Here is a 19,245-nt window from a genome sequence, read left to right on the forward strand (position 1 = left end):
GCCGCCCGCTTCCTGCCGTCCACCTCCCGCTACTCGCCAGTCACCTCTCGCTGCCCGGTGCCAGTTCCCCGCTGCCCGACGCTCAGTGACCGACTGCGCTGACCGACTGCGCTGACCGACTGCGCTGACCGACTGCGCTGACCGACTGCAGGTGATCGGCGGGACTTGGCTGAGGTCCGACTGGCCGGTCCGGCTCGACTGATCAGCCAGGGCTGGCCGACCGGGCTGATCGACTGGTGTGGAGTGGGCCGGTGCGGGCCGGGCCGGGCCGGTGTGGGCTGGGCGATTGGGTATGCGGCTGGGCTGGGCTGGGCGGGTGTGGGTGCGGACTGGATGGGGCTTGAGTGGGCGAGCTGGGTGGGGCTGGGCGGGGGGTTCCAGTGGGCTGGGTTGTGATCGGTCTGGGGTGGTCGGGGGGAGGGGTGGTTGGGGCGGCCTCGTTGTTTTAACCGACGTTTCAGGGCGATGGAAACAGCGTTACAGCGAAGTCGGGCGGGCAGATTCACTCGATCGTGAAGCTGCTCACGGAGCAAACCTGCTGCTCAGAGGCACATTAGCGAGAACTGGACTCCCGCGCGACTCCGGACCCCCGCCGGTCCACCGCGACCGCCGCCATCAGCACGCACCCCACCATCGGCAGCAGCAACGGCGGGAGTTGCCAGGTGATCAGGAAGACCATGGCCAGCGCCATCACCAGCAGGGCGGACCCTCCCAGGTCACCCCCCGACCGACGCGAAGCCTCCCGCAGCACCGCCCACCACCGCGACCCCGGCGTCCACACGGCCGCCGCGCGCAGCACCACCACCGCCAACCCCACGGCCGCCACCCCGCACACCACGGCCACGACACCACCACCGGCCACCCGGTCCCGCAGCAGCACGACGTCCACCGCCAGCACCGCGAACGCGACGACCACCCCCACCGACACGACCCATCCGCCCGGCAGCCCCGCGCGCACCCGCTCGAAGAACGCCCGCAGCGAAGTGGTCTCCCCGTCGACGTGCGCCTTGATGTGCGCGCACCCCGCCGCCAACGCGGGCACCAGCGTCACCACCGGCAGGGCTGCCAGCAGCACCAGCAGCCCCGCCGTCAGGCACTCGCCGAACAGCGCGAACCGCCTCACCCCTTCAGCCCCGACGTCGACACACCTTCCACCAGGAACCGCTGGAAGAACAGGAAGAACAGGATCACCGGCACCAGCGCCAGCATCGACATCGCCATCAGCGCCCCGAAGTCCGACCCCGTCGACTCGTCGATGAACAGCTGCAGCGCCAGCGGCAGCGGGTACTTGTCCGGGGTGCTCAGGTAGATCAGCGGCCCGAAGAAGTCGTTCCAGCTCCAGATGAACGTGAAGATCGCCGTCGTGATCAGCGCCGGCCGGCACAGCGGCAGGATGACGTGCCAGAACACGCTCCAGTGGTTCGCCCCGTCGATCTTCGCCGACTCGTCCAGCTCGCGCGGCAGCTGGCGGATGAACTGGACGATCAGGAAGACGAAGAACGCCTCCGACGCCAGGAACTTCCCCGCCAGCAGCGGCACGTAGGTGTCGACCAGGTCGAGGTTCTGGAACACCACGTACTGCGGGATGATCAACACGTGGAACGGCAGCAGCAGGGTGCCGATCATCACCGAGAACAGCACCGTCCGACCGCGGAAGCGCAGGCGGGCGAACGCGTAGGCGGCCAGCGCCGACGACGCCACCGTGCCGACCACCGACAGCACCGCCAGCACCGCCGAGTTCCAGAAGAACCGGCCCACGCCGATCCCGACCACGCCCTCGAACACCCGCTCGTAGTTCGCGAACGTCGGTTCGGTCGGCAGCAGCCGCAGGCTGCCCACGATCGCCTCGGACGGCTTGAACGTCGCCGCCGCCACCCACACGATCGGGTACAGCACGACCGCCAGCAGCGCCAGCGCGCCGACGTGCCAGATCACCCGCTTCACTTCCGGTCCCCCGAATCCCCGGAGTAGAAGACCCACCCGCGCGCGGTGCGGAACAGGAACACCGTCACCAGGCCCACGCCGAGCAGCAGCATCCACGCCATCGCCGACGCGTAACCCATCCGGTAGTCGCCGAAGCCCCGGTCGAACAGGTAGATCGTGTAGAACAGGGTGCTCCCGGCCGGCTGCCCGTTCGGACCGCCGACCACGTACGCCGACGTGAACACCTGGAACGCGTTGATCGTCTCCAGCAGCAGGTTGAAGAACAGCACCGGCGAGATCATCGGCAGCGTGATCGACCAGAACCGCCGCGCGCGGCCCGCGCCGTCGACCTCGGCCGCCTCGTACAGCTCGCGCGGCACCTGCTTGAGGCCCGCCAGGAAGATCACCATCGGCGCGCCGAGCTGCCACGTCGCCAGCAGCACCAGCATCATCAGCGAGAAGTCGGGGTTGCCCGCCCACCCGCCGGTGTCGACGCCGACCCGCAGCAGCAGCTGGTCCACCACCGAGTCGTCGCTGAACATCATCTTCCACACGATCGCGACGCCGACGCTGCCGCCGATCAGCGACGGCCCGTAGAACGCCGCCCGGTAGAAGCCCTGGCCCGCGCGCTTGCCGTTGAGCAGGATCGCCACCCCGAGCGCGGCGGCCAGCTTGATCGGCACGGCCAGCAGCACGTACAGCGCCGTGACCTGCACCGATCGCAGCCAGCGCGCGTCGGTGAACATCCGCTGGTAGTTCTCCAGCCCGACCCAGTTCGGGCTGTTGAACAGGTCGTAGTCGGTGAACGACAGGTACAGCGAGGTCACCATCGGCCCGAGGGTCAGCAGGACGATCCCGATGATCCACGGTGACAGGAACAGGTAACCCGCCAGGCCGTCGCCGGGCAGGCGGGTCCGCTTGGCCGGACCCGCCTGCCCCGCCGCGACCTCGCGGGACTCGCGCTCGGGCGCGATCGTCGCCCGGCTCACGACCCCAGGGTCTCTTCGGCTTCGGTGAAGAACTGGTCGACGGCCTCGTCCACCGGGATGCGGCCGTACTGCAGCTCCTCGGTGATCCGGATGAACGCCTGCTCCAGGGTGCCGGCGCCCTTCGGCGGCGCGGGCGGCGTCGGGCCGAACTCCAAGCCCTCCTCGTAGGCGGCGACGGCGGCCAGCGGGCCTTCGAGCTGGGCGGCGGCGCGCTGCGCCTTGGTCGGCGGCAGGCCCCGGTTCGCGCCGAAGATCCTGCCGACCTCCGGGTCGTTGACCATGAACGAGACCAGCTTGGCCGCCGCCGCCGGGTGCTCGCTCTTCTGCGACACGCTCAGCAGCATCGACGGCTTCAGGTACTGGCCGGACGTCCCGGCCTTCGCGGTCGGCACCGGCCCGAGCTGAAGCTCGGCCTTGGCGCCCTTGTCGTAGCGGGCCATGAAGTTGTCCCAGCCGAGGTCGCCCGCGACCAGGTCCAGCTCCAGCGCGAACGACGGCTTGATCTGCACGCCCTTCTCGATCGGCAGCACGGCGCCCGCGTCGGCCAGCGCCTTGCCCTCCTCGAAGAACTCCTTCAGCCGCGCCTTGTCGAAACCGAGCTTGCCGTCCTCGGTGTAGAGCAGCTTGTCCTCCTGGCGCAGCTGCAGCTCCAGGTTGTAGTAGCTGCCGATGTAGTTGCCGCCGCCGTGCACCCCGGTCTTCGCCACGATCGAGGCCATGGCCTCGCGGTAGTCGTCCCAGGTCCAGCCGTCCTTCGGCAGCTCGACGCCGGCCTCGGTGAACAGCGCCGGGTTGTAGATGTAGCCCCAGGTGTTGCCGCCGGTCGGCACGCCGTACAGCTTGCCGTCGATCTCGCCGGCGCCCTTGAGGCCGTCCAGCAGGTCCCCGAGTTCGAGGTTCTCGCCCTCCTGCTTCTTCAGGTCGTAGAGCGCGTTGCGGTCGGAGTACTCGCGGAGGTAGGCGAAGTCCATCTGCAGCACGTCGGGCGCGTTGCCACCGGCGGTCTCGGTGGCCATCTTCTGCCAGTACGCCTCGAACTCCTGGAAGCTCGGCGTGACCTTGATGTCCGGGTTCCTGCTCTGGAACAGGTCGATCGCCTGCTGCATCAGCTCGGCGCGCTCGGCGTTCCCCCACCACGAGAACCGCAGGGTGGCGGGTCCGGCCTGGGTCTCGTCACCGCTGCCACCGCCACCGCCGCACGCGACGGCCAGCAGTGCGACCAGTGACGTCGCCAGGACTCTGAAACGTTTCAGTGCACCCATTCGAACCCTCCGGTCTCGACCGCTCCCCAGTGTGACACCCGGCACGGCGGAAAGCGCTTTCCGGGAGGCTACGAGCACGTCGCGCCGACGTCAATGCCCACTTCGGCGCCTCCGCGACCGGTGGTCGCGCGTCTCGTCGCGCGGCCGAGCCCGGCCACCGCGGACCGCGGCGACCGGGCTCGGTGGACCGGGCGGGGCTCATCGCAGGTAGGGCCATCCGGCGGAGTCGAAGGAGAGCAGGTTGATGCCGAGCAGCGACGCGCCGTTGTCGGCGTAGTAGTGGTAGATCAGGACGTCGCTGTCGACGTCGGCGAGCACGTCCTGGTGGCCGGGGCCGTGGACGCTGCCCTGACCGGCCAGGATCTCGGTGCCGCCGCCCGAGGTCAGGGCGGCGCCGTTGCGGGCGACGTACGGGCCGGTGACGCTGGTGGAGCGGCCGACCATCACCCGGTAGGTGCTCGCGGCGCCCTGGCAGCAGCGGTCGAACGAGACGAACAGGTAGTAGTAGCTGCCGCGCTTGACGATGTTCGGCGCCTCGATCGCGCCGCCGTTGCGACCCGCGATGGAGCGCAGCGAGGTGTCGGACCGCAGGCCGGTGGACGGGTTGAGCGCGATCATCTTGATGCCGGACCAGAACGAGCCGAAGCTCAGCCACCAGCGGCCCTGGTCGTCGACGACCAGGTCGGGGTCGATGGCGTTGAAGTTGTCGCTGGTGCGGGACTCGATGACCAGGCCGCGGTGGGTCCAGGTGCCGGAGTTGCCGCTGGGGCTGGTGGCCAGGAAGATCGCCGAGCGGTTCGAGCCGAACGTGGAGGCCGAGTAGTACAGGTAGTGCTGCCCGTTGCGGTAGGAGATGTCCGGCGCCCACAGGTTGCGGCTGTTGTCGGTGTAGGTGTTGGCCCACGACGTGCCGTTGGGGAAGGCCGCTCCGGCGTTGCGGAACGCGGTGCGGTCGGTGGAGGTCTTCAGCGAGATGCCGTTGCCGGTGTGCGCGATCAGGTAGGTGCCGTCCGAGCGCTTGACGGCGCTCGGGTCGTGCACCCCGATGTCACCGGTGACCCGGCCGGGGCCCGGGTAGGCCGACGCCTGCGGCGCGCTCACGACCGACACGGCGGTCATGGCGATCACGGCGAGCGCGGTCAGGGCGCGTTTCCTCGATGCGGCCACGATTTCCTCGATCTCTCGGAGGGGACTGGACGCGGCGGCGGGGTGTCCTGAGTGGAGCGCGAAGCGCTTCCGGTCGCCTGCCGGGTCAGCCGGACCGGGAACGCTCCCGGCACCGTAGCGCAGCCCCGCAGCGGTGGGCAAGACTGCCTGTTATCGCTAACAGGCTGGTCGAAAACCTGGCAGGGCCAGCGCTGTTAGCGCTCACAGACGTAGGCGTCAGTAATGGGCGTCAACCGACCGTCGGCGGGGTACTGCAAGCGCATGACGCATCAGGAACCGCTGGACCTCGGCGCGACCGAGCTGTCGGAGGCCGAAGAGGAGCGCGTCCGGCGCGAGCACGACCTCGACCGGCCGGAGGTGTTCGACCGGCGCAACGACGTCGACCGGCGGGCGCGGACCCGGGCCGACCTGCTGCCCGAGGAGCGGGAGGCCGGCAGCGCCGACCCCGAGGCGCAGGCCCGCGAAGTGCTGCGCGACTCCGACGTGCGGACCGAGATCCCGGAGTCGGCGCCGGACACGATGGCGGAGCGGCGCGAATCGGGCGAGTGAGGCCGGCGAACCGCTCACCGGGCCACCTGGCCCGCGTCCTGAGTGGCGCTCGGCTGGCTTGGGGACCGGGTGGGCGGACCAGGGGAGAGTCTGGTCCGCCCACCCGGCGAGTCGACCGCCGGGTGTCGCCACCGGCGCGTTGTCGAGCAAGGTAGCGCATTGTTATCGTTAACACCAGTGCTGTGTGAGAACCCGGCCGGCCGTCCGCCGTCATGGGGTGCGGCGGTGAATGTCGGATCTCCGAGCGTTCGTGGAGCCTCAAAGGTCTCGTAACTGGGTCTTGAGCTGGTCGGTCGCCCGCTGTTAGCGTTAACAGCCGCATCCCGACGCCACGATGGAGTGGAACCGATGGACAGTGCTGTTCCCCGGTGGATTCCCCGCAGGTTGGCGGTGGTCGCGGTGGCGGCCGCGACCCTTCTGGCGGGTCTGGTGGTGGTGACGCCCGCGGCGCGGGCCACGCCCGCCGTGCAGTACGCGAACCCGTTGGCCAACCAGCGCGCCGACCCGCACATCTTCAAGCACACCGACGGCTACTACTACTTCACCGCGACCGCGCCGGAGTACGACCGGATCGTGCTGCGCCGCGCCACCACGATCCAGGGCCTGGCGAGCGCGTCGGAGTCGGTGATCTGGCGCAGGCACTCGTCGGGGGAGATGGGCGCGCACATCTGGGCGCCGGAGATCCACTTCATCAACGGCAAGTGGTACGTCTACTTCGCCGCCGGCCGCACCGACGACGTCTGGCGCATCCGGCCCTACGTGCTGGAGAACTCCTCGGCCAACCCGCTGACCGGCAGCTGGACCGAGCGCGGCAAGGTCAACGTCCCCTGGGACACCTTCTCCCTGGACATGTCGACGTTCGTGGTCAACGGCGTGCGCTACCTGACGTGGGCGCAGAGCGAGCCGGGCATCTCCACCAACTCGAACCTCTACCTCGCCCGGATGGGCGCCAACCCGTGGCAGGTCACCGGCACGGTCGCCCGGCTGACCGTGCCGACGCTGGACTGGGAGACCCGCGGCGGCGTGAAGGTCGCGGAGGGGCCGTCGGTGATCCAGCGCGACGGCCGGGTGTTCCTGACCTACTCGGCCAGCGCGACCGACGCCAACTACTGCCTCGGCATGCTGACCGCGAGCGCTTCGGCGAACCTGCTCAACCCCTCGTCGTGGACCAAGAGCTCCAGCCCGGTGTTCGCCAGCAACGCCGCCACCAGCCAGTACGGGCCCGGCCACAACTCGTTCACGGTGTCCGAGGACGGCCAGAGCGACATCCTCGTCTACCACGACCGCAGCTACCGCGACATCTCCGGCGACCCGCTGCGCGACCCGAACCGGCGCACCAGGGTGCAGAAGGTCTACTGGAACGCCGACGGCACGCCGAACTTCGGCATCCCGGTGGCCGACGGCGTCACGCCGGTGCGGCTCAAGTCGCACAACTACCCGGACCGGTTCGTCCGGCACTGGGAGTACCGGGCCAGGGTCGAGGCGAACGCGAACCCGCTGGCCGACTCGCAGTTCCGGGTCGTCACCGGCCTGAACGGCTCGGGCACGGTGTCGCTGGAGTCGACCAACTTCCCGGGCTACTACCTGCGGCACCGCAACTACGAGCTGTGGGTCGAGCGCAACGACGGCAGCGCGACGTTCAAGGCCGACGCGTCGTTCTTCCGCCGGGCGGGCCTGGCCTCCGGCTCCGCGGTGTCGTTCGAGTCGCAGAACTTCCCCGGCCAGTTCATCCGGCACAACGGCACGTACGTCAACCTGACCACCGCGACCGACACCGTCGCGCGGGCCGACGCCACGTTCGTCCTGGAGTAGCACCCCCGAAAGCACCACCCGCCGCCACACCGAGAGGTCACCGGAATTGTTGCGCTACCCCTTGTTGCACCCGCCGCTGCTCAACGCGCTGGCCACGGCGGGCCACGGGTCGAAGGTCCTGCTCGCCGACGCGAACTACGCGCACCGGACCAACGTCCACCACCGGGCCGAGGTGATCCACCTCAACCTGCGCCCCGGCCTGCTCTCGGTCGACCAGGTGCTGGAGCCGGTGCTGTCGGCGATCCCGGTCGAGGCGGTGCACACGATGCGCCCGGACGAGCCGGGCACGCCGGCGGCGTGGGCGGAGTACGAACGGGTCCTCGGCCCGGACCTGCCGCTGCGACCGCTGGCCCGGCAGGACTTCTACGCGGCGTGCCGGGCGCCCGAGCTGGCGGTCTGCGTGGCCACCGGTGACGGTCGGCTGTACGCGAACCTGCTGCTGACGGTGGGTTTCGTCGCCTGACCCGAGCCCCGGCCCGCACCCCGTCGCGGTGTGCGGGCCGGGGCTCAGCGCAGCGGGCTGTGCAGGATGACCGCGTACCCGTCGGGCCCGACCGCCACGCACCGCCGCTCGTGCGGGCCGGTGGTGATCTCGCCGACGGTGAAGCCCAGCGCCGCCGCGCGCGCGTGGGCCTCGTCCAGGTCGGGCACCTTCACCAGCACCGCCGGGCCGTCGTGCACGCGGTCCGCGCCGGACAGCGCCAACCGCCCGCCCGCCAGGTCGAACTGCGCCCACCGGTCACCGTCCACAAAGGTCGGGTCGACGCCGAGCAGCGCCGACCACCGCCCGACGGCGGCGGCGAGGTCGTCGGTCGGGACAACGGGGGCGATGCGTTCGGCTGTCACGCGATCGACGCTAACGAGCGCCCCGGTGGGCGTCAATCGTTCCGGCCGCCCGGCGGCGGATCGGGCAATATCGAGTAAGTCCTCTGTGGACCGCAGGTTGGTGGTTCGCGGTCGGCCGCCGCGCTGGGGCAGACTGCGCGGCATGCGCATCAGTGCCCGCGGCCTCAACCGCGCCACCCTCGGCAGGCAGGCGCTCCTGCGCCGCGAGGCGCTGGCCGTCGGTGACGCGGTCCGCCGCGTGGTCGCGATCCAGGCCCAGCACCCCGCCTCGCCGTACGTCGCGCTGTGGAACCGGGTCGCGGGCTTCGACCCGGCCGCGCTGGACGCGGCCTTCGCCGACGGCACGCTGGTGAAGGCCACGCTGATGCGGATCACGCTGCACGTGGTGCACGGCTCGGAGCGGCAGGTCCTGCACACGGCCCTGCGGCCGACGTTGCGCGGCTCCCGGCTCGGCGACCGCCGGTTCACGTCGAGCGGGCTGTCCGCCGCGGACGCGGACGCGCTCGTGCCGCCCCTGCTGGAGTTCGCCGCCCGACCGCGCGCGGTGGCGGAGTTCGAGGCGTGGCTCGGCGAACGGCTCGGCGTCCCGCCGAAGGGCGTGTGGTGGGCGCTGCGCACGTACGCGCCGCTGGCGCACGTGCCGACGGGCGGGCCGTGGTCGTTCGGGCACCGGCCGTCCTACGCCACCGTTGGTCCGATCGCCTCGGCCACGCCGGACGAGTGCCTGCCGACGCTGGTGCGGCGGTACCTGGAGGGCTTCGGGCCCGCGTCGGTGGCGGACGTGGCGCAGTTCGCCCTGGTGCAGCGGTCCCGGGTGCGCGCCGCCCTCCTGGCGCTCGCCGACGCGGTGGAACGGCACGAGGGACCGGGCGGTGTGGAGCTGTTCGACGTCCCCGGCGCGCTGCTGCCGCACGAGGACACCCCGGCCCCGCCGCGGCTGATGGCCATGTGGGACAGCACCTTGCTCGCGCACGCCGACCGCACCCGCGTGATCCCGCCGGAGTACCGGAAAGCGGTCATCCGCGCCAACGGCGACGTGCTGCCGACCCTCCTGGTGGACGGCCTCGTGGCCGGGGTCTGGCGGCCGGTGGAGGGCGGGGTCGAGGCGACCGCGTTCCACCCGCTGCCGGAGGACGCGTGGGACGGCCTGGCCGCCGAAGCCCGCTCGCTGGTGGCGTTCCTGGCCGACCGCGAGCCGCGGCCCTACCGCCGCCACGACCACTGGTGGACCGCCCTGCCCGCCGCCGAGGTCCGCTTGCTGCCCGGCTGATCGGCCCTACCCGCCGCCGTAGTGCGCGTGCGACCGGGCGGTCAGCCCTGCCAGGCCGCCAGGCCGGAGCGGGACGGCGCTTCGCCGGGGAAGGCGTCCGACAGGACCTGCGCGTACCGGCGCGCCCCCGGCGTCGTCAGGTCGGGTGGGCTCAGCCACGGGGCCAGGTGGGACCGCCGGTCCGGGGGAGGGGAGCCGCCCAGCACCAGGACGTCCGGCGCTCCGGGCGTGATGGCGAAGCCCCGGCGCGCGGCCTCCTCGCGCACGACCCCGGCCGCCTCGGCCGCGCGTCCCGAGTCGTCCGCCACGACGTCGAACGGCCCGCCGATCGACGTGACCGCCGCCCGCAGCGCCGCCGCGTCGGCATCGGTCAGCCCCGGCCACGGCAGGTCGCCGCGCTTGCCGGTCAGCTTCGCCGCCAGCACCGCCGACGCGTAGTCCGGACCCTCCGGGCCGCGCACGTCCGGTCCGGTCCACGCCACCCGGCCGGTGTTCACCGGGACGGTGGTCCGGGCGCCCTCGCGGTCCAGCCACAGGTCGCTGCGACCCTCGGGCAGCCACACCAGCGCCCACCGGCCCGTCGCGCCCTCCCGCTGCCGCGCGGGCACGAGCGCGTTCGGCGCGTTGCCCACCGACACCGGGGTGTCGGTGGTGTGCACGATGTTCCAGCCGGGCATGTGCGGCACGACGAGCAGGTCGACCGGGCCCGCGCCGAGCGCCACCCTGGTCAGCAGCGGGTCGCCGGTGGCCGGTGTGGCGAGCTGGCCCGCGATGGTCACCTGGCCGAGACCGGCCAGCAACGTCATGCCCAGCGCCGCGCCGACGATCCGCACCACCGCGTTCGGCGGGCACAGCGAGAGCCAGGACACGCCGACGAACGCCGCCATCAGCGTGATGTAGGCGAACGACATCGGCGGCCCGGTGAACCACGTGCCGGCGGCTGCCGTCGCCAGGGCGGCAGCCACCACCACGAGCCCGGCGGCGACCGGTGGCACCCGCCGCAGCGCCGGTGGCGCCGCCAGCGAGCCGATCAACGCCACCGCGGCGAACCCGGGCATCCAGGTCGCCTCCGCGATGAGCAGCACCACGACGCCGCCGAGACCCGCCGACCCGGTGACGACGCGCCGGGTCAGCAGTCCCGACGCGGCGGGGAAGAACGGCCGGACCAGGGCCCAGCCCGCGACCACGGTCACCGCGCCGAGCAGGACCAGTCGGAGGAGGGTGAAGCCGATCGGCAGGCCGACGGCGCCGTGGTTGTGCACGGGATCAGGCCGACGCGCCGACCGGGAGGGCGCACGTGCACTGCATCTCGGAGCGCTCCGCCGGGGTCGGTCGCAGGTGCATCACCATCGCGATCACCATCGGGATGAACACCACCGTGTTGTAGAAGAGGTGCAGCTCCACCCGCGGGATGATCAGCTGGATGATGCTCGTCGGCGCCGGCTTGCCGAGCAGGTTCGTGCCGACCGACGCCTGGATGATCAGCAGCAGGTGCTCGATGTGGTGCCAGAACTGCAGCCCGAGCGCGATCGTCCACCACTTCTTCGAGCGGCCGACGAAGCCCTTGCGCAGCGCGAACAGGAACCCGAGCATGACCAGCGCGTAGCCGTAGTGCATGATCTCGGACGTCACGAGCCACGGCCAGACCAGGCCGAGCACGCCCTTGGCCTGCGGCAGCGGCCAGCCCAGCGCGTAGATCTGGACCGCCTGCGCGATGTGCTCGGCCCAGTGGCCGATGACTATCAGCATGAAGAGGTAGAGCGCCGGCTTGTGCCGGAGGGTGTTGAGCGCACCCCCCGACGCGTGGGTGTGGGCATGTGTGTCGACCATGGTTCCTCCTGCTGCGGATCGCTCGACCGGGTCAATTCCCCGTGACCTGCGACGATATCGGGTTCCCGGCTCGTGAAGAACGCTTCCGCGCGGACAGCGCAAACACGGAGAAGTCGGGTTGTGCACGCATCGGTACGGTGGTCGTCCTCGATCACCGCGCGGGAGCCCGCAGGCCGACTGTATAGCGCTCCGATGCGCTTTTCCTCTTCTGGATTGCGGTCCGTTCGGGGGATGTCTGCTTCGGTGTGCCGAATGCTCTTGCGGCTGTCCGGAGAACGGAGCAATCTCGAACAAGCGCGCAGCGGGGGCGCCGTGTTACAAGCCGTGCGCCCATTCGGGCGCATGCCGGAGCTGTGATCGTGATTTGTTATGGGTCGAACGGCTCGTCGGGCCGGGAAGTCCGCTCGTGACCGGGCCGTTGCCCGGGCGTTACGGCGTGGGGAAGAGCGTCAGGAACCGGGATGCGACGCTTTCGTCGCCGTGCACCTCGAAGTCGCCGGAAGCGTGCGCGTCGGCCATCGTGAGGCGACCGCTCAGGATGCCGTTCAACGTGAGCGCGTCCGTCCGGATGATCGCGTCCGGTTCGGCGACCGGCTCCCGCGCCAGCCGCAGGCCGGCGGGCGTGATCTCGGCGAGGAAGCCGTCCTCGCCCATCCGGAACACCACGTCGACGACCATGCCCTCGGCCAGCGCCGGGTCGTACAACGCCTGCAGCGCGAGCATCATCGAGTCGACGCTGATCGGCCCCTCGCCGGGCGGCTCGGGCGCCCGCGCGCCCCACACGCCGAGCGCGGCGACCACCGGGCGGAGCTCGTGGCCCCACGGCGTCAGCTCGTACACCCACGCGGCGGCCGGCGGGGCGAGCCTCGTGCGGCGCAGCACGCCCGCCTCGTCCAGCTCGCGCAGGCGCTGCGACAGCACGTTCGGGCTCGCGCCGGGCAGTCCCGTGCGCAGGTCGGTGAACCGCTTCGGGCCGTACAGCAGCTCGCGCACGACCAGCAGCGCCCAGCGCTCCCCGACCAGGTCGAGCGCGTGGGCCGTCGAGCACCCGTCGACGTACCTCCGCTTGGTCGCCACGGGCGAGCAGTCTAAGCGGAAGAACGCTACGGGATCCACACCACATGGTTGCTTTTTAGGACCAACGACCCCTAGGCTGCCGGATCACGACGTCGAAGCGGGCCGAGGTTCCGGGGACGCCGGTGATCGCGGCCCCCGGGCCGGGTCGCGGCGCGTCCGACGGGCGTCGGACCCCGCTCACGATGCCGCGTTCCGGCCCCGCGGCGGGACCCCCAGCCCGCCCGGGCGGGACGCTCGGGCGGCGTCCACGTCCTACCGGGACTGACGACCGCCACCCGCGCGGATGGGCTGGTACCGGCCCATCCGCGCGGCCCCATGCCCGGAAGGGCAACGCATCCGCCGGTCCGGTCCACATCGGACCCTCGATCGACGCCGCGCCGCCGTGCGCGCGCCGCGCCGCGGCTGGTGTCCGGAGTGGGCGGTCGCCGTCCCCCGCCGGCCGGCCCGAGGGACCCGCCGGTCCAGCCCGCGCGCCGTCGCCGCCCATTCGCAAATGTGCCGGGGCGGGGTCTTCGAGCCGGTGGTCGACGGCGGTGGGAATACCCGTTGTCGACGCGTCCTGGAGTTGCACCATCCTCCCCCGGGGGCCGCTGGTGTCGCATCTTCGTGGTTGCCCTATCTCCGCGTAAAACGGGCGTCCATCCGCTGTCGATATACGGGGGAGGTCGGCGTGACGGACCGTCGCGGCGGGTGGCGCGGCCTGTCGGAGGTGGTGGCGCCGGCGTTACGCGGGATCACCCGAAAGGCGCAGTATTCGGTGGGTAACCGAATTATCACTTTCCGTTGCACGCATGTCGGAAATGCGCCTCGAAGGTCGTTTGCAAGATCAACGAGAGGGGCCCGTCGCGATCATGGGATGTGCTGGTACGGGACATCTGCGCTCCTTGCGCAGGCTGTTGCGCCCCTGGTAGCTTGCAAAAATCGGGGATAATGGGGGACTGGGGGGTTCGTAATGAAGGTCCGGGGGGTCACTGGGGGTTGTGGCGCGAAGCTGCGTCAGTTCAGCACCGCTCGAAGCCACCCGGCGCGCCGGGGCGGGCGTGTTCCACCTTTCATTACATCTGCGAATTGGGGGTCGTAGTGGAGGACGTAATAGAACGGGCGGTAGGCCGTGTCATCGACTTCATGCACGAGAATCTTGGTGAGCAGTTCACCATAGATGACATGGCCCGTACCGCCATGTACAGCAAGTTCCACTTCTCCCGGGCATTTCAGCGGGTCACCGGTGTCTCGCCCGGCCGATTCCTGGCAGCCATCCGCCTCCAGGAGGCCAAACGGCTGCTGGTGTGCACCTCGTTGGCCGTGACCGACATCAGCCATCGGGTCGGTTACACCAGCGTGGGCACGTTCAGCTCCAGGTTCCGCAGCAGTGTCGGCGTCTCGCCGACGACGTATCGCCAACTGGGGGGACTCACTCCGCCGATCCCGATGGCGCGCAGGAGTCCGGACGCGCGGACGTCCACTGTGCAAGGCGAGATCAACGCACCTCTGGGGGGTGCGCCCGGAATCATCTTCCTGGGCCTGTTCCCGGACCGCATTCCGCAGGGAGAGCCGGTCCGGTGCTCGATGCTCCACCGGCCGGGACCGTACGTCCTGACCAACGTGCCCGCGGGCACCTGGCACCTGCTGGCTCACTCCGTGGCACTGGGGCGCGGTGCGATGCTCGGCGAGGCGCCGTTCGGAAAGGACCAGGCGCTGAACGTGGCGTCGCACGGTCCGATCTCGGTCCGGGCGGGGGACCAGGTCAAGGACGTCGACCTGAGCCTGCGCCCGATCGGCACGCTCGACCCACCGGTCCTGCTCGCACTGCCCTACATCCGCACCGTCGCCATGGATGCCGACGCGAGCTGACCAGCGACACCCCCGATAGGAGAACCCGCCGTTCCCCTCGGACGGCGGGTCTTCGCCGTTTTGCGGACCGTTTTCGGGACCATTGCCGCTATTGCCGCCGCGACACCGCCCCGGCACGTGTGCGAAGAACGCCCCTCCGCCTCCCGCGCGGCGCCGAGCTGCCGCCGGTCGAAGGCCGGGCGCTGAAGCTCTCCGCGCTCCTCCGCACCGCGCGGGCTACGCCGAACCGAAGTCACCACGAAGGCGCCGGCGCTCCACGACGTCGGCCGGCGGCGCGCCGTCCACACCGCCGCCCGCACGCTGGGTAACCGTTCACCCACCCGGAACGGCCCTCGGGCCCGCCGCCACCCGGCTGAGCCGAACGCCTCGCCCGAACAGCCCCTCTGATCACACCCGTCACCGGAGTGAGCGAACGGACCAGCCTGGCTCGCCCTTTCGCGTCGGCCCGCGGCCGCGGCCCGCGGCGCTCGCCACACGCCGTAGTCACCTCCGGGAGCCGGGCAACCCGCCGCCGGTGCTCCGAAAGGCCCGCTGAGACGCCTCCGAAAGGCGGGCGGACCACTGCGCTCCACAAGGCCCACCACCGCCGTTCCGCAAAGCCCGCCGCAGGCGCCCCGAAAAGCCGGCAGCCCGCCGCGGTGTTCGCGACGGGCTGCCGGCTGGTTCTCCTCGGCGGTGCGGGTCGGCGGCCGGGAGGGCCGGCCGCGACCCGGTCAGGCCGTGGTGGGCACCACCGCGCCCTGCTTCGGCGCGCCGTTGAGCTTCGGGTCCACAGTGGACGCCTCGATCGGGACGACCTGCTCGGCCGCGGCGGCCTTCAGCTTCTCCGCCTCGGCCCGGTTCTTGTCCACGAAGTGCAGCGCCCAGTGGAAGCCGCCGCGGATCAGGCAGACGATCGCGGTGGCGAAGAACAGGCCGTAGGGGATGCTCATGCCCATCAGGATCCCGTACACCGCCGCCACACCGCCGCCGAACGCGACCTGCGCGGCCGGCTTGGAGGGCGACGTGCCCGGGTCCGTCACCATGTAGTTGGTGTAGAGCACGAACGCGATGCCGGTCATCATGCCGAGCCCCGACGGGATCGAGACGTCCAGCAGCATGCCGCGGATCACGGCCTGGAGGACGAACCCGACGAGCCAGGCCATGATCAGCCACAGCCGGCCGGTGAGCATGCCGTTCAGCATGGTGCCCGCGGTGACGATGATCAGCGGGATCAACCAGTCGAAGAACGTGCCCACGTGCTCGCTGAAGTGGTACGGCGGCGCGACCGACGCCCAGGGGAACACCAGCAGCACGATCGCGATGCCGAAGTTCGACGGGTTCATGTAGTGCCGCATCCGGCCCTTCACCGGCGCCCGCAGGACCCACTTCGCGCCGACCGCGACGACCACGCCGAAGATCATCACCCAGATCTGGTCGTTGACGTAGGTCAGCATGTTCACCGCGAGCGCGGTGATGTGCGCCGGGTACAGGAACTCCATCAAGCCCCGGAAACCGTTGCCCGCGTAGCGGGGCGCGCGCCCCTCCTGCCGGGCGCCGATCCACTCCAGGCCCAGCTCGACGGCGTAGGCGGTGGCGAGGGCGATGAACGGCCACAGCCACGCCTGCTCGAAGCCGAGGACGGTGTAGCCGAGGATGTTGAAGATCGAGATGGAGATCGCGAAGCGCCTGAGCGCGGTGATGACCTTGGGGTCGTGCCGCGGCGGGCTGGGTGCCGTCGTGGTCTCGGCCATGTCCGTCACTTCTCCTTGGCCTGGTCGCCGAGCTGGATGTCGTGCCAACCCGGGGTCAGTGTCATGTCCTGCTCGTGGATGTCACCGTCGCGGTCGCGCCACTTGACGTGCGCCTCGACGGCCCGGTCTTCGGAACCGAGGCCGAAGTGGACCTCGTGGCTGCGCTTGCCGGAGTGGCCGCTGCCACCGTCGACGCGGTTGATCAGCTTCTTGCCGGACGCCGTGGTGATCGTCACCTGGGCGCCGATGACCGGCGAGCCCGCGGCGGGGAACGCGCCGTCGGCGCTCTCCTCGTCGTGGGTCAGGCGCAGGCCGACGAAGCCGTTGCCGGTGCCACCGGTGTTGCGGTAGAGGACCGGGTCGGCCCACTGCCGGGAGATCGCCATGTCCAGCTTGCCGTCGCCGTCGATGTCGCCGGTGGCGATGCCGCGGGTCGGGATCGGGGCGGCCAGGCCGAGCTGGTGGGACAGGTCGCTGTAGAAGTCTTCCCGGTTCTTGGCGAAGAAGTGGAAGTGCTGGTTGCCGCCGACGTCGTCGCCGGGGCCGACGATCGGCCACCACAGGGGGTTGTCCAGCAGCGCGTCGTTGGCCGTGGCCAGCTCCTGCAGCTGGGGCCAGCGGTTGACGTCGCCCTTGACGAAGCCGGTGGCCTGCAGGACCTCCGACTCGCTGTTGTTGTCCAGGTCGGCGATCTTCACGTCCCAGCCCCAGCCGGACCAGGCCAGCTGCAGCGGGGCGCTCTCGTCCTCCCAGACCGCTTCGCCGTCCTTCAGGTAGGAGGTGACCTGGTTCACGTCGCTCTCGGTGCTCATGAAGGCGAAGTGCGACTCCTCGATGCCGAACGACGTCGTGATGTTGCTGACGTACATGTCGTACACCTGGTCGTCGTTCAGGTCGCCGAAGTCGACGCCCATGCCCTTGAACGAGTCGATGCCGACGTTCTTGGACTTCGGCTCCATCGGCCCCTTGCTGCCCTCGACCAGCCTGAAGCTCAGGTTGCCGGGGGTGGACTCGTTGTACAGGAAGCGGTCCGGGCCGAAGTCGTTGCCGACGTACAGCTCGGGCAGCAGGTCGCCGTTGACGTCGTTGGCGCTGGACGCCAGGGCCCAGCCCTTCGACACGTCCCGGGCGAACGGGTCGGACTTCTCCCACTCCGTGCTCGGCTCCGAGCCCGCCGTGGCCCCCTTGAACAGGAAGATGTAGTCCTCGCCGCCGTTGAAGCCGGCGGACATCGAGTGGTTCATCTCCACGCCGGTGCTCTTGGACGGGTCCAGCACCGGGCCCTCGGGGAAGTAGTTCCCGATGAAGATGTCGTCGTGGCCGTCGCCGTCGAAGTCGGCGACGGTCGCGGAGTTGGAGTTCCACTGCGGGCCGTCGTAGGCGCCGGACGACTTGCCCGGCACCAGCTCGGTCGGCTCGTAGGTGTCGTCCGCCATGCCGGTGGCGTCGGTCCTGGCCAGGTGCAGGATCGGGGTGCGGCCCCACATGTAGACGAGCAGGTCGACCCGGCCGTCCTCGTTGAAGTCGCCGGGGACGCAACCCATCGGCGCCATCACGTCGTTCACCGGCAGCGAGCCGGTCGACAGCGCGAACGGCTCGTAGCGGGGCTCCTCGCCCGACTCCGGCGCGGGCGAGATGACCACCTGGTCGATCCGCACGTCGACGTAGCAGAGGTCGTTGGACAGGCCGTCGCCGTCGAGGTCGTTCAGCGCGACCGCCGAGCCGACCGAGGAGATCCAGGCGTTGATGTGCTGGTAGCGCTGGTTCACCTGGCGGATGGTCTGCTGGGTGAAGCCACCGGGCAGGGCGATGGTCTCGGGCTGGAACCCGAACTGGGCCGCGATCTCCTGCTTCTCGTCGGCCGACACCTCCGGCAGCCGGGCCACCAAGAACGTGGCCGCGACGAGCACGAGTGCCATGACGCCGGGTAGTTGCCTGCGCAGCCAACTGGCTGTGGAGGTCACAAGCTGACTCCTTCCTGGTGGACGAATTCCTCGGCGATGCGTCGCCGCCACGTCTCGAACGCGGGCACGGCGCCGTCGGGGACCGGCGGCGCGGGGCGTTGGGCGTCGGCGTCGCCGACGAACCACGTGGCACGGCCGGTGTCCCGGTGCGGGGCGCGCGGGACGTCGTCCCGCGGCCCTCCCCCGTGCCACGGCATGCGGGCCATCGCCCACCCGATGCCGACGCACACCACGTCGAGGTGGTGTGCGGTCCGGGTCTTGTCGGACAACCGACCCGGCCGCCCGCCGCGACCGGCGCCGAATCCCTTTGCGGTGTCGGACGAATTGCGACGCGAAGCGTGCAGTGCGCTCAACCTCGTCCCCCCAGCTCAAGTGACGCGGACCGGACAAGCGAACGAGAAAAGAGTTGCAGAGGCTTCACAGCGGTTGCTACTTCAGGCTTGCTCACCGGCCGGTGCGCGAGCACGGGCATTTGCTGTTCCACGACACGCGCCCTGGAACGGTCTCGGGCGTGCGCTCTCCGGGCGCGGTGCGCGCAGCTCAGCGGTGGTGCGCCGGGCGTTTCGCCGGCGCCCGCCGTGATCGCGCTCCGGTCGGCCGGTTGTATTTAGCTACCGACAAACCGTCGAGTTGGCGGGTGCGCTGTCCGGGTGACGCGGACTCGTCGTGAGCGCATTTCAGTGTGATCCGAACCGGCCGGCGCGGGCGCATTCGGACCGGCAAATCCCGGCGGTGGTCCGCGCGGGCATTGTCCGCGACGGGCCGCCCGGTTGATTCTTCCGGCTTGCCCCAACAGCGCACGAATCCTGCAGCGCGGCACCCGTCCGGTGCCGCATCCTGGACCGTCCGACGCACCGCGCACCCCGCCGGACGTGCTACCGAGCCGTTGCGGGCACCGTCCGCCGTGCCGCCGGCCACGCCCCTGCCCGCCCACCGGCGGACCGCGCGCCACCCGGTCGCGCCGGCGCCCAG

17 protein-coding genes are annotated in these 19,245 nt (G+C 70.7%); 5 read left to right on the forward strand and 12 right to left on the reverse strand.

Annotated elements, in window-relative coordinates; translation table 11 throughout:
• Nucleotides 1-553 precede the first annotated feature (553 nt).
• From AB0F89_RS19515 to AB0F89_RS19535, 5 genes are all read right to left on the reverse strand, one after another.
• Entirely contained in the window at nt 554-1,123 is a 570-nt protein-coding gene (locus AB0F89_RS19515) for a hypothetical protein (RefSeq protein WP_367138166.1), read from the reverse strand.
• The gene (locus AB0F89_RS19520; RefSeq protein WP_367138168.1) at nt 1,120-1,944 is read right to left on the reverse strand and encodes a carbohydrate ABC transporter permease; all 825 of its coding nucleotides are present in this window, start codon (nt 1,942-1,944) and stop codon (nt 1,120-1,122) included. The genes AB0F89_RS19515 and AB0F89_RS19520 overlap by 4 nt, the downstream gene beginning before the upstream one ends.
• Entirely contained in the window at nt 1,941-2,912 is a 972-nt protein-coding gene (locus AB0F89_RS19525; protein WP_367138170.1) for a carbohydrate ABC transporter permease, read from the reverse strand. Before AB0F89_RS19525 ends, AB0F89_RS19520 begins: the two co-directional genes overlap by 4 nt.
• Nucleotides 2,909-4,174 carry an ABC transporter substrate-binding protein gene (locus AB0F89_RS19530; RefSeq protein WP_367138172.1) on the reverse strand — a complete coding sequence of 422 codons (1,266 nt, stop codon included), beginning with the start codon at nt 4,172-4,174 and terminating at the stop codon, nt 2,909-2,911. The genes AB0F89_RS19525 and AB0F89_RS19530 overlap by 4 nt, the downstream gene beginning before the upstream one ends.
• 198 nt (nt 4,175-4,372) lie before the next feature.
• Entirely contained in the window at nt 4,373-5,293 is a 921-nt protein-coding gene (locus AB0F89_RS19535; RefSeq protein WP_367138930.1) for an arabinan endo-1,5-alpha-L-arabinosidase, read from the reverse strand.
• A gap of 309 nt (nt 5,294-5,602) precedes the next feature.
• On the opposite strand from AB0F89_RS19535, the gene AB0F89_RS19540 reads away from it, so the two are divergent.
• The 3 genes from AB0F89_RS19540 (at nt 5,603) to AB0F89_RS19550 (ending at nt 8,165) form a co-directional block, all read left to right on the forward strand.
• The gene (locus AB0F89_RS19540) at nt 5,603-5,890 is read left to right on the forward strand and encodes a hypothetical protein (RefSeq protein WP_367138174.1); all 288 of its coding nucleotides are present in this window, start codon (nt 5,603-5,605) and stop codon (nt 5,888-5,890) included.
• Between the two features lie 348 nt (nt 5,891-6,238).
• Nucleotides 6,239-7,702 carry a family 43 glycosylhydrolase gene (locus tag AB0F89_RS19545; protein WP_367138176.1) on the forward strand — a complete coding sequence of 488 codons (1,464 nt, stop codon included), beginning with the start codon at nt 6,239-6,241 and terminating at the stop codon, nt 7,700-7,702.
• Between the two features lie 46 nt (nt 7,703-7,748).
• Nucleotides 7,749-8,165: an RbsD/FucU family protein gene (locus tag AB0F89_RS19550; RefSeq protein ID WP_367138178.1), complete on the forward strand. Its 417-nt coding sequence runs from the start codon at nt 7,749-7,751 to the stop codon at nt 8,163-8,165.
• A gap of 44 nt (nt 8,166-8,209) precedes the next feature.
• Here AB0F89_RS19550 and AB0F89_RS19555 read toward each other — a convergent pair whose 3' ends face one another.
• Nucleotides 8,210-8,548 carry a VOC family protein gene (locus AB0F89_RS19555; RefSeq protein ID WP_367138180.1) on the reverse strand — a complete coding sequence of 113 codons (339 nt, stop codon included), beginning with the start codon at nt 8,546-8,548 and terminating at the stop codon, nt 8,210-8,212.
• A 142-nt stretch (nt 8,549-8,690) separates the two neighbouring features.
• Between AB0F89_RS19555 and AB0F89_RS19560 the strand changes: the two genes are divergently transcribed.
• Nucleotides 8,691-9,818: a winged helix DNA-binding domain-containing protein gene (locus AB0F89_RS19560; protein WP_367138182.1), complete on the forward strand. Its 1,128-nt coding sequence runs from the start codon at nt 8,691-8,693 to the stop codon at nt 9,816-9,818.
• 41 nt (nt 9,819-9,859) lie between these two features.
• Here the strand turns inward: AB0F89_RS19560 and AB0F89_RS19565 are convergent, their stop codons facing one another.
• The 3 genes from AB0F89_RS19565 to AB0F89_RS19575 form a co-directional block, all read right to left on the reverse strand.
• Complete coding sequence (locus AB0F89_RS19565; protein WP_367138184.1) at nt 9,860-11,080, reverse strand: DUF6239 family natural product biosynthesis protein; 1,221 nt, start codon at nt 11,078-11,080, stop codon at nt 9,860-9,862.
• A 4-nt stretch (nt 11,081-11,084) separates the two neighbouring features.
• Nucleotides 11,085-11,648, reverse strand: a complete 564-nt coding sequence (locus tag AB0F89_RS19570; protein ID WP_367138186.1) for a hypothetical protein — start codon at nt 11,646-11,648, stop codon at nt 11,085-11,087.
• A gap of 429 nt (nt 11,649-12,077) precedes the next feature.
• Nucleotides 12,078-12,725, reverse strand: a complete 648-nt coding sequence (locus AB0F89_RS19575) for a winged helix-turn-helix transcriptional regulator (RefSeq protein ID WP_367138188.1) — start codon at nt 12,723-12,725, stop codon at nt 12,078-12,080.
• 1,080 nt (nt 12,726-13,805) lie between these two features.
• Between AB0F89_RS19575 and AB0F89_RS19580 the strand changes: the two genes are divergently transcribed.
• A complete protein-coding gene (locus AB0F89_RS19580) occupies nt 13,806-14,576 on the forward strand; it encodes a helix-turn-helix domain-containing protein (RefSeq protein WP_367138932.1) in 771 nt (256 codons plus the stop codon).
• Between the two features lie 713 nt (nt 14,577-15,289).
• Here AB0F89_RS19580 and AB0F89_RS19585 read toward each other — a convergent pair.
• The 3 genes from AB0F89_RS19585 to AB0F89_RS19595 are packed head-to-tail and all read right to left on the reverse strand — an operon-like array spanning nt 15,290 to nt 18,542.
• Nucleotides 15,290-16,309, reverse strand: a complete 1,020-nt coding sequence (locus tag AB0F89_RS19585) for an enediyne biosynthesis protein (protein WP_367138190.1) — start codon at nt 16,307-16,309, stop codon at nt 15,290-15,292.
• 5 nt (nt 16,310-16,314) lie between these two features.
• Entirely contained in the window at nt 16,315-18,273 is a 1,959-nt protein-coding gene (locus AB0F89_RS19590; RefSeq protein WP_367138192.1) for a CRTAC1 family protein, read from the reverse strand.
• Nucleotides 18,270-18,542 carry a hypothetical protein gene (locus tag AB0F89_RS19595; protein WP_367138194.1) on the reverse strand — a complete coding sequence of 91 codons (273 nt, stop codon included), beginning with the start codon at nt 18,540-18,542 and terminating at the stop codon, nt 18,270-18,272. The genes AB0F89_RS19590 and AB0F89_RS19595 overlap by 4 nt, the downstream gene beginning before the upstream one ends.
• Between the last annotated feature and the right edge of the window lie 703 nt (nt 18,543-19,245).

Origin of the sequence: Saccharothrix sp. HUAS TT1, from assembly GCF_040744945.1 — a bacterium.
Classification (GTDB): domain Bacteria; phylum Actinomycetota; class Actinomycetes; order Mycobacteriales; family Pseudonocardiaceae; genus Actinosynnema.